Genomic DNA, 15,339 nt, shown 5'->3' on the forward strand with positions numbered 1-15,339 from the left:
TTTTCATAGAGGGGGGAATCTTAATGAAAAAATGGATGGCTGCGGGTTTTGTGATGATGCTGATGCTGTGTTTCGGCGGGATTGAGAGTGTGAAGGCGGCGGAGCCGAAGGTGTATCAGTTTGACTTTGGGAGCGGTTCGGTTGAGCCTGGTTACATTGGTGTCAGGGCGTCTGAGCGTTATGACCCGTCAAAGGGCTACGGTTTTCAGACGCCGGAGAATATGAAGGATGTGGCGGCATCCGGGACTGGTGTGAAGAGTGATGCGGTTCAGTTTTTAGCGTATGGGACGAAAAGCGACAACACGTTTCATGTGGATCTTCCGAACGGCCTTTATGAGGTAAAGGTGACACTTGGCAATACGGCAAGGGCCAGTGTGGCGGCGGAGGGTGTGTTTCAGGTCATCAATATGACGGGGGACGGTGCGGAGGATACGTTCCAAATTCCTGTCACCGACGGGCAGCTGAATCTGCTGGTGACAGAGGGGAAGGCTGGCACCTCTTTTACGCTCAGTGCCTTGAAAATCAAGAAATTGTCTGATCAGCCGGTGACGAATCGAACCATCTATGTCGGCGGCGATTCGACGGTGTGCAATTATTATCCGCTCAACAGCAGTAAGCAGGCGGGCTGGGGGCAGATACTGCCTCAATATATCGACAAACACACCTTCCAAGTGAGAAACATGGCGTCCGGCGGGCAGATCGCGAGAGGGTTTCGAAATGACGGACAGCTGGAGGCGATCCTGAAGTATATTAAGCCGGGTGATTATTTTATGTTGCAGCTTGGCATTAATGACACAAATCCGAAGCATAATGAATCGGAAGCGGAGTTTAAGGAGATTATGCGTGATATGATCCGCCAGGTGAAAGCAAAGGGTGCGGAAGTCATTCTTTCAACACCCCAGGGACGGGCAACAGATTTTACTTCTGAAGGCATCCATTCGTCTGTAAACCGATGGTACAGGGCTTCAATTTTGGCTTTGGCCGAAGAGGAAAAAACACACCTCATTGACTTAAATGTCCTCAGCTCGGCCTACTTTACATCAATCGGCCCGGAAAAAACACTCGCATTATACATGGACGGAGATACGCTGCATCCAAACCGCGCGGGAGCCGACGCACTGGCGCGACTAGCTGTTCAGGAGTTAAAACGCCAGGGAATCGATGGCTTTTAATACGTCATTTTTCGACAAAACACATATGCCTTCGCCAATTAGAGTATAATGAGAACATCTGCAAGAGACAGGAGTTTATACATGAGTCATTTTAAAAACTATCAAATCAGTCATGACATTTTACGAGCATTAGAAGGGCTGGGATATACAGAACCGACCAAGGTGCAGCAGAGCGTGATCCCCGCCGCCCTTGAACGAAAAGATCTTGTCGTCAAATCACAGACCGGAAGCGGGAAAACGGCTTCGTTTGGGATTCCTCTCTGTGAGCTGGCGGATTGGGATGAAAACAAGCCGCAGGCGCTTATTTTAACACCGACCCGTGAGCTTGCCGTACAAGTAAAAGAGGATATCACGAACATCGGACGATTTAAACGAATCAAAGCGACAGCTGTGTTTGGAAAATCATCCTTTGACAAACAAAAAGCTGAGCTTAAACAAAAAAGCCACATTGTTGTCGGCACGCCGGGACGTGTACTGGATCATATCGAAAAGGGTACGCTGCCGTTAGACCGTCTCTCCTATTTGGTCATTGATGAAGCCGATGAGATGCTGAATATGGGCTTTATCGAGCAAGTGGAGGAGATTATCAAGCATCTGCCGACTGAGCGCACGACGATGCTGTTTTCGGCGACGCTGCCGGAGGATATTGAGAAATTGAGCCGTCAATATATGCAAAACCCGGAGCATATCGAAATCAAAGCGGCCGGCCTAACCACAAGGAATATTGATCATGCGGTGATTCAAGTAAGAGAAGAGAATAAGTTTTCTTTGCTGAAAGATGTACTGATGACGGAGAATCCCGACAGCTCCATCATTTTCTGCCGGACGAAAGAGCATGTCAATCAGCTGACCGATGAATTGGATGACTTAGGATATCCATGCGATAAAATTCACGGCGGAATGATTCAGGAAGACCGTTTCGACGTTATGAATGAATTTAAACGGGGCGAGTACCGGTACCTCGTCGCGACAGATGTCGCCGCGCGCGGGATTGATATTGAAAATATATCCCTCGTCATTAACTATGATCTGCCGCTTGAAAAGGAAAGCTACGTCCACCGCACGGGCCGGACCGGGCGCGCAGGTAAGAAAGGAAAGGCCATTTCGTTTGTCACGGCCTTCGAAAAACGGTTTTTAGCCGACATTGAAGAATATATCGGGTTTGAGATTCAAAAAATAGAAGCCCCTTCTCAAGAAGAAGTGGCCAAGAAGAAACCTGATTTTCTATCTAAATTGAATGACCGTCCGGAATTCAAAAAGGACAAAAGCGAAGAGCTGAATAAAGACATTATGAAGCTGTATTTTAACGGCGGAAAGAAAAAGAAAATCAGAGCCATTGATTTTGTAGGAACGATTGCCAAAATTGACGGTGTGTCAGCTGATGACATCGGCATTATCACGATCATGGATAACGCCTCTTACGTGGAGATTTTAAACGGAAAGGGCCCTCATGTTCTCAAAGTGATGAAGAATACAACCGTCAAAGGGAAAAAGCTGAAGGTGAATAAAGCGAATAAATGATGAATGACCTGCTCCAATTAAAGGGGCAGGTCATTTTGGTGTTTACTGACATCGGCACGGTTTTCCTCCGGAACGAACGCGAGAATCACAATGCCGATTATAAAAAGAACAATCAGGCTGAACACTGCAGTCGAGGATTTCCCGGTCAGCTGGGCGGTAACGGCGATGAGCAGCGGTCCCATAATCGAAGCGAATTTCCCAAAAATGTTGTAGAAGCCGAAGAATTCATTGGCGTGGCGCTTTGGCACGAGCTTGGCGAAATAAGAACGGCTGAGGGCTTGAATGCCGCCCTGCGAGGTAGCGACAAGCATAGCCAGTATCCAGAAATCAAGCGTTGTCTCCAGAAAATAGGCGTATACACAGACAATCATATAAATAATGATCCCAACGTACAGCATTGTCTTCCCCGTAAAGCGTTCTGCCAGTTTTCCGTATACAATGGAAAACGGCGCGGCGACGACCTGGGTGACAAACAGGATGATCAGGAGGCTTGTGGGGCTGATCCCTAAATCAGATCCATAGGATGTCGACATCGTAATAATAGTGCCGACTCCGTCGATATAAAAGAAATAAGCAAGCAAAAAGAGGAACAGCGCCCGGTACTGCCTAATCCGTTTCACCGTTTGGCCGAGCCGTTTGAAGCTGTTGATGACGATATGAGGTTCTCTTTTGATGTAATAGCGCTGATGGACATGTTTCAGCATCGGGATGGTAAACAGCCCCCACCAGGCAGCCGTTATGAAAAAGGACAGCTGGCTTGCGGCCGATACAGACATCGGAATCGTTTCAGCTTGTGCAAGCAGGATGGCAGCAATGCTGATGATAAATGGAATCGTGCTTCCAATGTACCCTAAGCCAAAACCCCGTGCAGAGATGATATTCATCCGTTTTTCTGAAGTGACGTCAACGAGAAAGGCATCATAAAACACGTTGGCGCCGGAAAAACCGATAGCCGATATGGTATAAAACAGCAATAAAAGCAGCCAATGTTCACTTGGGATAAAGGCAAGCATCGCGGTGCTGGCGACACCGGCTGACACAAAGAAACCAAAGAACCGTTTTTTGCACCCTTCATAGTCGGCGATCGTGCCTAAAATCGGCCCGAGCATGGCAAGGATAAACGTTGAAATCGCAATGGTATAGCCTAAATAGGCAGTCGATTGAGCGGCGCCGATACCGCTTTCCGCAACCGCTGATTTATAAAATAACGGAAATACCGCGGTGGTTACGACAATCGAGTAAGCAGAATTTGCCCAGTCATATAACACCCAGCTGTTTTCTTGTTTCGTAAAACGTTTCATCATCAGCGCCCTCCTCCGGTAACGATACTTCTATTGTACGAGAAATGGGCCTGAAAAGAATGGAATGAACGTCAATTTTTACAAAATATTTATGTTTTTGTGCTTCAAATCATACTTTTGGTTTATTGATGGGCATAGGTGTATCTGGTACCATTTATCTATATTTTGCCGTATTTTCCAGAAGAGGTGCAGCGGAGAGGAGACTGAGCATGAGGCGAATAGGCTTGTGTATAAGCCTGCTGGTCACAGTTTTTGTGATGAGCGCATGCGAAAGTGAAGATGAGGCTCAGACGTTTGCAGATCGTGATCAAGAGACAGTAAAACAAACCACAGTCAAACTGATGAGCAATAAGAATAAGCAGGACTTCCAGACACTCCCAAACGATATGCAGCTGGCCATTGTATTCAGTTCCATGATACGTGTAAGCGAAGCATTTGATTATGGAATCGGCAATCCTGAATACTTCGTCCGGAGCAGCATGACTGAAGGAGAAGCAGACATTGCGAAGGAGAACCTTGAATCGATTCAATTTGAAAATAAACAGCTCAAAAAGCAAAACAACGAGGCAGTTGCTTTGCTCCAAAAAACCCACAATCAAGAAATGAGCCATAACGAAATGCAACAGCTGAAAGAGAATAGAACCGCTTTTTTTGAGGTCACAGAAAGCATGATCAAACTTATCAGCCAAGTCACACCGAAAAACGCGAAGAAGACAAGACAGCAGCTGGATCAGCTGAAAAAACAATATACGCAATACAGCGCCGAAAGCGTCAAAATCATGAACAGCATTGTCAAGAAGCAGGGGGCTGACAAGGCATCATTTGAACGCCATCTGGAGACAATGCTTCAAAAACAGCCCGGGCAGCCGATGCTGAGTGAATTGTATTAACCTGTTCCCGTCTTTCCCTGATGATATTGACCTAGTACAAAAAGAATGTACAATCAAGGTGTAGTCTGTTCTTAGTTGATTGGAGGGACATGTCATGAAAATTGCGAAGGTGATCAACAATAATGTGATCAGCGTGGTCAATGAACAGGGAAAAGAATTGGTCATCATGGGCAGGGGGCTCGCGTTCCAGAAAAAGACCGGCGATGATGTCGATGAAGACCGCATTGAGAAGGTGTTCACGCTCGATAACAAGGATGTATCAGAAAAATTCAAAACCCTTTTGTATGATATACCGATCGAGTGTATGGAAGTATCCGAAGAGATTATCAGCTATGCGAAATTACAGCTCGGCAAAAAGCTCAACGACAGCATCTATGTATCGCTGACCGACCATATTAACTTTGCCATCCAGCGCAATCAGAAGGGGCTTGATATCAAAAACGCCTTGCTGTGGGAAACAAAGCGGCTGTACAAAGATGAGTTTGCGATCGGCAAAGAAGCGCTGGAGATGGTGAAAAACAAGACTGGCGTGTCTCTGCCGGAGGATGAAGCAGGCTTTATTGCCCTGCATATCGTAAATGCCGAGCTCAACGAAGAGATGCCTAATATCATCAACATTACAAAAGTCATGCAAGAGATTTTGAGTATTGTAAAATACCATTTTAAAATTGAATTCAACGAAGAATCGCTTCACTATTATCGGTTCGTCACCCACTTAAAGTTTTTCGCGCAGCGTCTATTTAACGGCACACATATGGAAAGCCAGGACGATTTTTTGCTGGAGACGGTGAAAGAAAAGTATCATCGCGCGTATGTATGCACGAAGAAAATCCAAACTTATATTGAGCAGGAGTATGAACACAAGCTCACCAGTGACGAGCTGCTGTATTTAACGATTCACATAGAAAGGGTCGTCAAACAAACATAATGAAAGCGTTGACATTTTCATTTCCTTGTGTTAATTTTTTCTTACATTCATATATGATGATGTTAGGATTGTTACTGATAAGCAGGCAAAACCTAAATTACAATGAGTGCGGATGATCTCTGTCTGTGCTGATGGTAATTTAGGTTTTTATTTTTTCAGAGGGATGGTGATGATGGCGTTTCGCAGAAAAAACCGAATGATGGCGTTTCATAGGATTGTTACTGGTCAGGCAGGCAAAACCTAAACTACTTGTTCCTATTGCGATAGGGGTAGTTTAGGTTTTTTATTTTTTAACAGAAGGGATGAGAGGAAAATGGGGGTTCAAGCAGCGGCAAAAGAGATTTTACAGCTGGTCGGCGGGGAAGAAAATGTGCGTTCTCTAGTACATTGTGCGACACGCCTGCGTTTTACGCTGAACGATCGGTCGAAAGCGGATAAAGATAAAATCGAAGCTTTGGATGATGTCGTAACTGTAGTGGAAAGCGGCGGGCAGTTTCAAGTCGTGATCGGCAATCACGTTTCAGAGGTATATCAAGAGATTGGGAGAATGTCTAATCTGCTGAATGATGACCAAGCTGAACGGTCTGCCCAAAAAGGGAATCTGTTCGGACGGCTTGTTGATATCGTATCGAGCATTTTTACACCTTTACTTGGCGTGATGGCGGGAGCGGGAATTTTAAAGGGCCTGCTGATGATATGTACAAATGCCGGCTGGCTCAAAACAGAGGAAACCACTTATACGATACTGTATGCCGCTGCGGACAGCCTGTTTTACTTTCTTCCGCTCTTGCTGGCCATTACTGCTGCCCGGAAATTTGGCGCGAATCTATTTGTTTCTGTCACAGTTGCGGGTGCGCTTATCTATCCAACGATCATTGAGTTGAAGAATGGTAATGCAGAAACGGACTTTTTCGGCATTCCAGTCGTGTTAATGAACTATACGTCAACTGTGATCCCGATCATTCTGGCGATTTTTGTGATGAGTTACGTTGAGAAGTATTTGAACCGGGTGATTCATGACAGTGTGAAAACCTTCATCACCCCGCTGATTTGTCTGGTAACCATTGTGCCGCTCACATTAATTGTATTCGGTCCGCTTGGTGTAAACGCGGGAAATGCCATTGCGTCTGCGATTCTGGCAATCTTCAGCTTTAACCCGATGCTGGCCGGCGCCGTGATCGCGGCACTCTGGCAGATTCTTGTCATCTTCGGCATCCACTGGGGGATTGTGCCGGTCATTTTAAATAACATTGCGGTCAATGGGCAGGATTCGATCAAACCGGCTACAGCGGCAGCCGTGTTTGCACAAACAGGAGCTGCTGTGGGTGTCATGCTGAAAACGAAAAACAAAAAATTAAAGGCGCTTGCCGGTTCCGCCGCTGTCACAGGGATTTTTGGCATCACAGAACCAGCCGTTTACGGCGTGACGCTCAGGCTGAAAAAACCTTTTGTATGCGGTGTCATTAGTGCTGCTGTTGGCGGGGCGATTATCGGACAGGCTCACAGCGTGGCCATCGCTTCTGGCGCACCCGGTCTATTGACGATCCCGATTTTCTACGGACAGGGCTTTGCCGGTTTTATCTTGGGAATCTCGGTATCTTTTATTCTATCAATCATCTTAACGTACATTGTCGGGTTTGAAGATCCCGCGGAACAAATAGAAATAAAAGCAGAACCACCTGTACCCTCAGTCCGGCGTGAAGAGATCAGCAGTCCGTTAGAAGGAAAAGTGGTTCCGCTAACAGAAGTGAAGGATAAAGTGTTTGCATCTGAGACACTTGGAAAGGGAATAGCGATTTTTCCGGAGAAAGGCAGACTCGTCGCACCAGCTGATGGCGTGATATCAACCGTTTTTCCGACGGGCCATGCATTCGGCATGGTCACCGATCAGGAAACGGAAATCCTCATTCACCTCGGATTTGATACGGTGAAGCTGGAAGGAAAACACTTTTATCCTAAAGTAGTGCAAGGACAAGCAGTCAAACAAGGTGATTTGCTTGCTGAATTTGACCTGGATGACTTACTAAAGGCGGGGTTTGATATGAACACACCGATCGTCATCACAAACGCAGATCAATATACCGACGTCATTCAAACAGATCAAAAGCAAGTCAAAATAGAAGAAAGAATCTTTTCTTTAATCTAAAACCATTGGAGGAACAGACGATGAACTATAAAACACTTGCAGCATTTCCGGAGAATTTTTTGTGGGGGGCATCGACTTCTGCCTATCAAGTTGAAGGCGCGTGGAACGAAGATGGAAAAGGCCCGTCAGTGATTGACGCACGTGACAGCTATCCTGAGGGAACGACTGATTTTAAAGTCGCCAGCGACCATTACCATCGCTATAAAGAAGACGTTGCCTTGTTTGCTGAAATGGGCTTTAAAGCGTACCGGTTTTCTATCGCATGGACGCGGATTATTCCTGATGGCGACGGAGACATCAATCAAAAGGGAATTGAGTTTTACAGCAATCTGATTGATGAGTTGCTCAAATATAAGATTGAGCCGATCGTCACGATGTATCACTTTGATCTGCCGAATGCTCTGCAGAAAAAAGGCGGCTGGTCGCAAAGAGCCACAATAGATGCGTTTGAACGGTATTCCAAAGTGTTGTTTGAGCACTTCGGCGACCGTGTGAAGTACTGGCTGACCATCAACGAACAAAACATGATGATCCTTCACGGAAGCGCTTTAGGTACACTTGATCCGAATCTTAAAAATCCGAAAAAAGAGCTGTATCAGCAAAACCACCACATGCTGGTGGCGCAGGCAAAAGCCATGAACCTCTGCCACGACATACTGCCGGGCGCAAAAATCGGCCCTGCTCCGAATATCGCGCTCATCTACCCGTCGTCTTCTAAACCGGAGGATATTGTGGCGGCTTTTAACTATAATGCGATTCGGAACTGGCTCTATTTAGACATGGCAGTTCATGGGCGCTACAATACGACGGCGTGGGCTTATATGAAAGAAAAAGGCTATACGCCAGTTATTGAAGATGGTGACATGGAGATTCTGCAATCCGCGAAACCTGATTTTATCGCCTTTAACTACTATACCTCTCAAACAGCGGCAGCGAGCCAAGGCGACGGATCGGACGAAGTGGCGCGCGGAGGTGACCAGCATTTGAAAACGGGAGAAGCTGGCGTCTACCGCGGAAGCAGCAACCCGCATTTGAAGAAAAATGACTTCGGCTGGGAGATTGATCCGGTCGGTTTCCGCTCCACGCTAAGAGAAATCTATGACCGTTACCAGCTGCCACTGATCATCACAGAAAACGGGCTTGGTGCCTTCGATCAACTAGAAGAAAACGATACGGTCAATGACGATTACCGCATTGATTATGTAAAACAGCACATCGAACAAATTCAGTGGGCCATCACAGACGGCGTCGATGTGTTCGGCTACTCCCCATGGTCAGCCATTGACTTGATTTCTACACACCAAGGCTGCTCGAAACGCTACGGCTTCATTTACGTCAATCGTGATGAATTTGATCTGAAGGATCTGCGCCGTATCCGGAAGAAAAGCTTTTATTGGTATAAAGAGCTGATTGCTTCAAATGGTGAAATTTCGAATGAGTAGTTAAATATATACAAATTATGAACATTGAGTCATAAATGTAAACTGGTTGGAGTTTCCTGCCGATATGTACAGTATAAAACCTGGAAGGAGTTTGTATATGAAGAACAAAAAAATATTTTCATTACCCCTATTGTGTGTTGTCTTGATTGTGGTCTTTAGCTTTTGTCTGAATTCAAATGCTGCTGCAGCGCAAAATGTGCCAAAAGAGAAAGCAATCACGAAACAGCAGGAAACATTGAAAAACCATAAGGAAATGGAGGATGTTTCTTTAAAGCAAGCAGATGCAGGGAGCCTTAAAAAGGATAAAAATGCAGAAACAATAAAAGTGAAGAAGCCTGCCAATGAGAATGTTTTTAAAACAACTTCCATGTACAACTCCGAAGACCAAGTATTCGATACTTCATCTGTACTTAACGATAATAACCCTGACGATATGTATTTCTTCAGCACTGCGTCAGATCGAACTCTGATCACACGGATTTTGTCTGGCAACAGTCAGTACTATTTAAAACTGTATGTTGTCAATTGGGATACGGGTGAAGCACAGCCGACTAATATTACAATGGATGCGGGGAACTTAGTGCTTTTAAAAGAGCTTCCGGCCGGCGATTATATGATTCGGGTCTATTCTGAAGGAACGCTGGGAGATTCATACAACATTCAGTTAAATGCAAAAAACCCTTCAAATTACACAAGTGTGAAGTCGATCACCTCTAATTTGCAAGCCTTTGTTGCTGAGTACGCAGACGGTTCTGTCTATGCAAACGGAACATTGTTGTACAATACCAGCACAAAAACATCTTCATTAAGCTGGGAAAGAGAATATTATTTTTCGTATGGCGGCGGGTATAATCAGCGCACCCATTCTATTTCCGATGTGAAGGTGAAAAATGTTTCTGATCCTGTTACTTATCGTTCAAGTTATGCGAGCTCAAATGCGGCAGTGATGGTTTACTTAGATACAGGGACGCTGTTTATGCATCATGTATCAGCGTATCAATCAGGGGTAGGTTACGATGACTCTTTTCTTGATACATTAGGCAAAAAAACACCTAGAAGACTTGATGCAGATGATCAAAACTATGGTGATCACATTTTAATTGTTGATGTAAAAACCGGCAAAGCAATCGACTTTTTCAGTGTTTTAAATTACTACTATGCATCAGGCGTTGAGAGCTTGCCAGTCATTTCGTATATTCAATAAGAATTCACTTAGGCTATTTCATTACAATGAAATAGCCTATTTTAATTGGCTAGCGGAATGACTAGAGTTTTTTAACTCTTCAAAAATGTTATCTTGCTTATCAGGTTCAGGCCGATTCATTGTATTTGCATCAGGAACATTCATCATTTTCTTAAAATCACCCATGGTTAGCGGCTTCTTGTCATCATGTAATTCATATCCTAATTGGCCGTTTGCCTCAATCGTTGCATTCTTAACGTCCTTTATGCTGGAGATTCCGTGAAGCCTCATTCGCATTTCAAGCTGATCAACTGTCAGCCTCAATTTTTTCATATTTTCTATATTGAGTTTGCCATCTTCAATGACTAACTTTGCTTTGCCTGTTATGAACTTTTCCATCCAATTGGCTTTTATCTGGAACCATTCCATGAGTATTAGCGCCAGAGTAAAAATACTGGCTGCCACAAGGGTTTTCCATAAACTTGTCTCTATAATCGGCTGGACAATAATTGTTCCAATTGAAATCATCACCACAGTTTGTGCTAACGTCATTTGAGAGATCGATTTTCTGCCAGAAATTCTGAGCAATATAATACCGGATATAATTAAAATGAGTGCTTCCCAAGCAAAATTCATGCAATCACCTTTTTGTGTTGGTTTTCCATAGTATGATCTTGGGTTTTCGGATTATACAGAACAAAAGGATTTCCGCCAGCGGAAATCCTCTTCTCATTAAAACGAAATAATCCCAATCAAAAGCGCCGCAATCGTCATCACAATCGTTGTCCCCACTGCCCATTTGATGGTGAATTTTTGATGATCGCCAAAGCTGACGCCTGCCATTCCGACCAAAAGATAGGTGGAAGGCACAAGCGGACTTAGAAGATGCACTGGCTGTCCCAGCAGGGAGGCCCTTCCGATTTCAGCGGCATCTATTCCGTAAGCGGATGCGGCTTCGGCGATGATGGGCAGGACACCAAAGTAAAAGGCGTCATTTGACATGAAAAAGGTGAATGGCATGCTGATGATGGCGGTGATCAATGGCAGGTGCGGACCCATGGCATCAGGGATGAGTGAAACGAGAGAATGCGCCATCGCATCCACCATTTTTGTGCCGGAGAGAATGCCTGTGAATATGCCTGCCGCAAACACCATCGAGACAACGTTTAACGCATTTCCCGCATGCGCCGAGATTCGTTTCTGCTGCTCGTTGACATTTGGATAGTTGACCATCAAGGCGATGGCGAACGCGGTCATAAAAAGAACAGGGAGCGGCAGCAGGCTGGTGATCAGAGCGGCCATCAGAGCAACAGTCAGCAGCAGATTAAACCATTGGAGGGCGGGACGCTTGAGCGGCGCTGCCTCCGGATCAGAGGACGGTGCGTGTTCAATCGAAATGACGCCGAGACGCTTCCGCTCTTTTTTTCCAAGGAAATAAGCAACGGCGATCACCCAGAGAATGCCGGCGATCATAGCGGGAATCAGCGGCGTGAAGACCTCCGACGTGTCCAATTTTAAGGAAGCCAAAACCCTCGCCGTCGGTCCGCCCCACGGTATAATGTTCATGACCCCGGAACCGAGCATCGCAATTCCCGCTAGCACCAAACGGTTCATGCCGAGCCGTTTGTACAGAGGCAGCATCGCCGCAATGGTAATCATATAGGTTGTTGTCCCATCTCCGTCCAGCGAGATGGTCATCGTCAGAACCGCTGTGCCGACGGCAATTTTTAACGGATCTCCTTTGACAAGAGATAAAATTTTTGCGATGAGAGGATCAAACAAACCTGAATCAATCATAATGCCGAAATACAGGATGGCGAATAACAGCATGATACCGGTAGGAGCGAGGTCTGTAACGCCCTGAATCATCATCTCGCCGAGATCTTTGCCAAATCCGCTGATCAGGGCAAACACAACAGGAACGACAATTAAAGCAATAAGAGCGGAAAGCCGGTTAGACATAATAAGGTACATGAAGACAATAATCATCACAAAACCGAGTGTGGCAAGCACGATATGACCTCCCCCATTCAATAGCATATTTTTGAGTAAGCGCTTCCACTTTTTCTTTCTGAAAAGAAGGCTTATTTCAAATATGTATGACCACATATGTATATGTAGACCTAAAATCCTATTGAGCGGATTAGCAGTTTATATGAAGGATGCCACGGGTAAATGTGCTGTAGAATGTTTCGTTTGAAAAGGGGGAGCAGACATGAATGATGATCAAAACAAACGTGTAAATGAACACGCAAAGGACGAGCAGCTTGAGCAGTACAGGGCCGATAACAGCGGGAAGAAAATGACGACAAACCAAGGCGTGCGGGTGTCAGAGGATGAGCACTCGTTAAAGGCCGGGGTCCGGGGCCCGACGCTGATGGAGGATTTTCACTTCCGGGAGAAAATGATGCATTTTGACCATGAGAGAATCCCTGAACGGGTCGTGCATGCACGTGGGTATGGGGTGCATGGCTTTTTTCAGGTTTATGAGCCGATGACAGAATTCACCCGGGCGAAATTTCTTCAGGACCCTTCGGTGAAGACGCCGGTATTTGTCCGGTTTTCTACAGTTGCGGGTTCCAAAGGCTCCGCAGACACGGTGCGGGATGCCAGAGGCTTTGCGACGAAATTTTATACTGAAGAAGGAAACTATGATCTTGTGGGAAATAATATCCCAGTGTTTTTCATTCAGGATGCGATCAAATTTCCGGATCTGGTTCACGCGTTTAAGCCTGAACCTCATAATGAAATGCCCCAAGCCGCGACTGCTCATGATACGTTTTGGGATTTTGTCGCCAATAACCCTGAGTCTGCTCACATGGTGATGTGGACGATGTCTGACAGGGGCATCCCTCGCAGCTACAGAATGATGGAAGGCTTCGGTGTTCACACGTTCCGTTTTGTCAATGAACAAGGAAAGGCGCGTTTCGTGAAATTCCACTGGAAGCCTGTGCTCGGCGTGCATTCTCTTGTATGGGATGAAGCGCAGAAAATTGCCGGGAAGGATCCCGATTTCCACCGCCGCGACTTGTGGGAAACAATTGAAAACGGCGGCACGGTTGAATATGAGCTCGGCGTACAGATGATTGATGAAGAAGATGAATTTAAATTTGATTTTGATATTCTTGACCCAACCAAGCTGTGGCCGGAAGAGCTTGTACCGGTGAAAGTCATTGGGAAAATGACGCTGAACCGCAACCAGGATAATGTATTTGCGGAAACAGAGCAAGTCGCATTCCACCCGGGAAATGTTGTGCCAGGCATCGATTTTACAAATGATCCGCTATTGCAGGGACGGCTTTTCTCTTATACCGACACACAGCTCATCCGTCTTGGCGGCCCGAACTTCCATGAGATTCCGATTAACCGGCCGGTATGTCCATTCCATAACAACCAATACGACGGCTATCACCGGATGACAATTAATAAAGGGCCGGTCGCTTATCATAAAAACTCTCTGCAAAACAATGACCCGTCGCCTGCGACAGCTGAAGAAGGCGGCTACGTCCACTATCAGGAGAAAGTCGAGGGCAAAAAAATCCGCCAGCGGAGCGACAGCTTCAACGATTATTACTCACAGGCGAAGCTTTTCTGGAACAGCATGTCTCCTGTCGAAAAACAGCATATCAGCTCTGCTTTCTGCTTCGAGGTCGGAAAGGTCAAAAGCAAGGACGTGCAGCGGCAGGTTGTTGACGTCTTCAGCAATGTCGATACAGGCTTAGCGGAAGAAATCGCCAATGGAGTAGGTGTGGCGCCGCCGGCGAAACGAAAAGCATCAAAAGAAATTCTTACCTCACCTGCGTTAAGCCAGGCCCGCACTGTGAAAACAGCGTCAACGAGAAAAGTCGCCGTTCTCGCCGGAAACGGATTTCATGAAGAAGAGCTGCAAACAGTGCTGAACGCCTTAAAGCATGAAGGGATCACAGCAGATATCATCAGCCAAACGCTGGGGTACATCACAAGCGGCACCGGACAGCAGCTTGAGGCCAGCGGCACGTTCCTGACGGCTGATTCAGTTCTGTATGATTCCGTCTATGCCGCAGGAGGACCAGAGTTAAAAGACAACAAACAAGCGATGTCATTTATCAGAGAAGCCTATAATCACTATAAGGCGATCGGTGCGGCAAATGAAGGAATTGATCTTCTTCAATCCTCTGTCGGGACAACAGAAGGCCCGGGCATTGTGACTGCTAAAGATGAAGCTGACTACACCGCCTTCAGCAAGGCGTTTATTGAGGCGGTCGCCGCTCACCGCCATTGGGATAGACGAATTTGATCCGCTCCTGTATCTTAAAGGAAGATACTTTTCATAAGGAGCATGACAGATGAACGAAAAACAGCTCGCTGAAGCTTACGAACGCGATGAAAATATGATGATTTTGGTGTTTGCCCAATGGTGCGTGAACCATGATCTTGATCCGCTGGAGCTGTACGCCAAAGCGTATCCGCAGCAAAAGCTCAATGAAAGCTTGAAAAAAACCATGGACGAACTGGTCGTGGCGAAACACGAATCAGAGCACATTCCGGACCAGGCCGTCATTGCGGTATTAGAAATGTTTGGAAATATAGATTTGGCCCAAGCGGTTCACGAAGCCATTGCTGAGCGTAAACAATAAAAGGAGACATGTGTTGTCTCTTTTTTTATTGGGGAAATCGAGCTGTTAGACCTAGAAACTTCTTTTGATTTTATCAGTCTATAAAAGTGTGTATTGCTTAAAAGAGGGAATGATAAGCAACGACATCAAAGGAGGAGATC

At 45.9% G+C, this 15,339-nt stretch carries 12 protein-coding genes; 9 read left to right on the forward strand and 3 right to left on the reverse strand.

The features are described 5' to 3' along the window. Positions 1–23: 23 nt before the first annotated feature. Together AC0C66_RS09215 and dbpA are read left to right on the forward strand one after the other, a co-directional pair. On the forward strand, positions 24–1,172 hold the full coding sequence (locus AC0C66_RS09215) for a rhamnogalacturonan acetylesterase (protein WP_088680083.1): 1,149 nt from the start codon (positions 24–26) through the stop codon (positions 1,170–1,172). Positions 1,173–1,253: 81 nt separating this feature from the next. Continuing rightward, on the forward strand, positions 1,254–2,693 hold the full coding sequence (gene dbpA / locus AC0C66_RS09220) for an ATP-dependent RNA helicase DbpA (protein WP_088680082.1): 1,440 nt from the start codon (positions 1,254–1,256) through the stop codon (positions 2,691–2,693). Positions 2,694–2,710: 17 nt separating this feature from the next. Here the strand turns inward: dbpA and AC0C66_RS09225 are convergent, their stop codons facing one another. Next, on the reverse strand, positions 2,711–3,997 hold the full coding sequence (locus tag AC0C66_RS09225) for an MFS transporter (RefSeq protein ID WP_088680081.1): 1,287 nt from the start codon (positions 3,995–3,997) through the stop codon (positions 2,711–2,713). A gap of 206 nt (positions 3,998–4,203) precedes the next feature. Here AC0C66_RS09225 and AC0C66_RS09230 point away from each other — a divergent pair, with 206 nt between their 5' ends. The 5 genes from AC0C66_RS09230 (at position 4,204) to AC0C66_RS09250 (ending at position 10,604) form a co-directional block, all read left to right on the forward strand. After that, positions 4,204–4,884, forward strand: a complete 681-nt coding sequence (locus AC0C66_RS09230; RefSeq protein ID WP_088680080.1) for a hypothetical protein — start codon at positions 4,204–4,206, stop codon at positions 4,882–4,884. A 94-nt stretch (positions 4,885–4,978) separates the two neighbouring features. Beyond that, positions 4,979–5,812: a transcriptional antiterminator LicT gene (gene licT / locus AC0C66_RS09235; protein WP_014115714.1), complete on the forward strand. Its 834-nt coding sequence runs from the start codon at positions 4,979–4,981 to the stop codon at positions 5,810–5,812. A 313-nt stretch (positions 5,813–6,125) separates the two neighbouring features. After that, positions 6,126–7,958, forward strand: a complete 1,833-nt coding sequence (locus AC0C66_RS09240) for a beta-glucoside-specific PTS transporter subunit IIABC (RefSeq protein ID WP_061186603.1) — start codon at positions 6,126–6,128, stop codon at positions 7,956–7,958. Between the two features lie 20 nt (positions 7,959–7,978). Continuing rightward, on the forward strand, positions 7,979–9,400 hold the full coding sequence (locus AC0C66_RS09245) for a glycoside hydrolase family 1 protein (protein ID WP_072181671.1): 1,422 nt from the start codon (positions 7,979–7,981) through the stop codon (positions 9,398–9,400). A 97-nt stretch (positions 9,401–9,497) separates the two neighbouring features. Beyond that, entirely contained in the window at positions 9,498–10,604 is a 1,107-nt protein-coding gene (locus AC0C66_RS09250) for a hypothetical protein (protein ID WP_472973542.1), read from the forward strand. Between the two features lie 36 nt (positions 10,605–10,640). On the opposite strand, the gene AC0C66_RS09255 is transcribed toward AC0C66_RS09250, so the two are convergent. Continuing rightward, positions 10,641–11,219, reverse strand: a complete 579-nt coding sequence (locus AC0C66_RS09255; RefSeq protein WP_061186619.1) for a DUF421 domain-containing protein — start codon at positions 11,217–11,219, stop codon at positions 10,641–10,643. Positions 11,220–11,315: 96 nt separating this feature from the next. Further along, a complete protein-coding gene (gene citH / locus AC0C66_RS09260; protein WP_080376099.1) occupies positions 11,316–12,596 on the reverse strand; it encodes a citrate transporter CitH in 1,281 nt (426 codons plus the stop codon). Positions 12,597–12,798: 202 nt separating this feature from the next. Here citH and AC0C66_RS09265 point away from each other — a divergent pair, with 202 nt between their 5' ends. Beyond that, positions 12,799–14,859, forward strand: a complete 2,061-nt coding sequence (locus AC0C66_RS09265; RefSeq protein WP_072181672.1) for a catalase — start codon at positions 12,799–12,801, stop codon at positions 14,857–14,859. A 49-nt stretch (positions 14,860–14,908) separates the two neighbouring features. Continuing rightward, complete coding sequence (locus AC0C66_RS09270) at positions 14,909–15,199, forward strand: hypothetical protein (RefSeq protein ID WP_072181673.1); 291 nt, start codon at positions 14,909–14,911, stop codon at positions 15,197–15,199. The last annotated feature ends 140 nt before the right edge of the window (positions 15,200–15,339 follow it).

This window comes from Bacillus sp. VA13, from assembly GCF_055710085.1.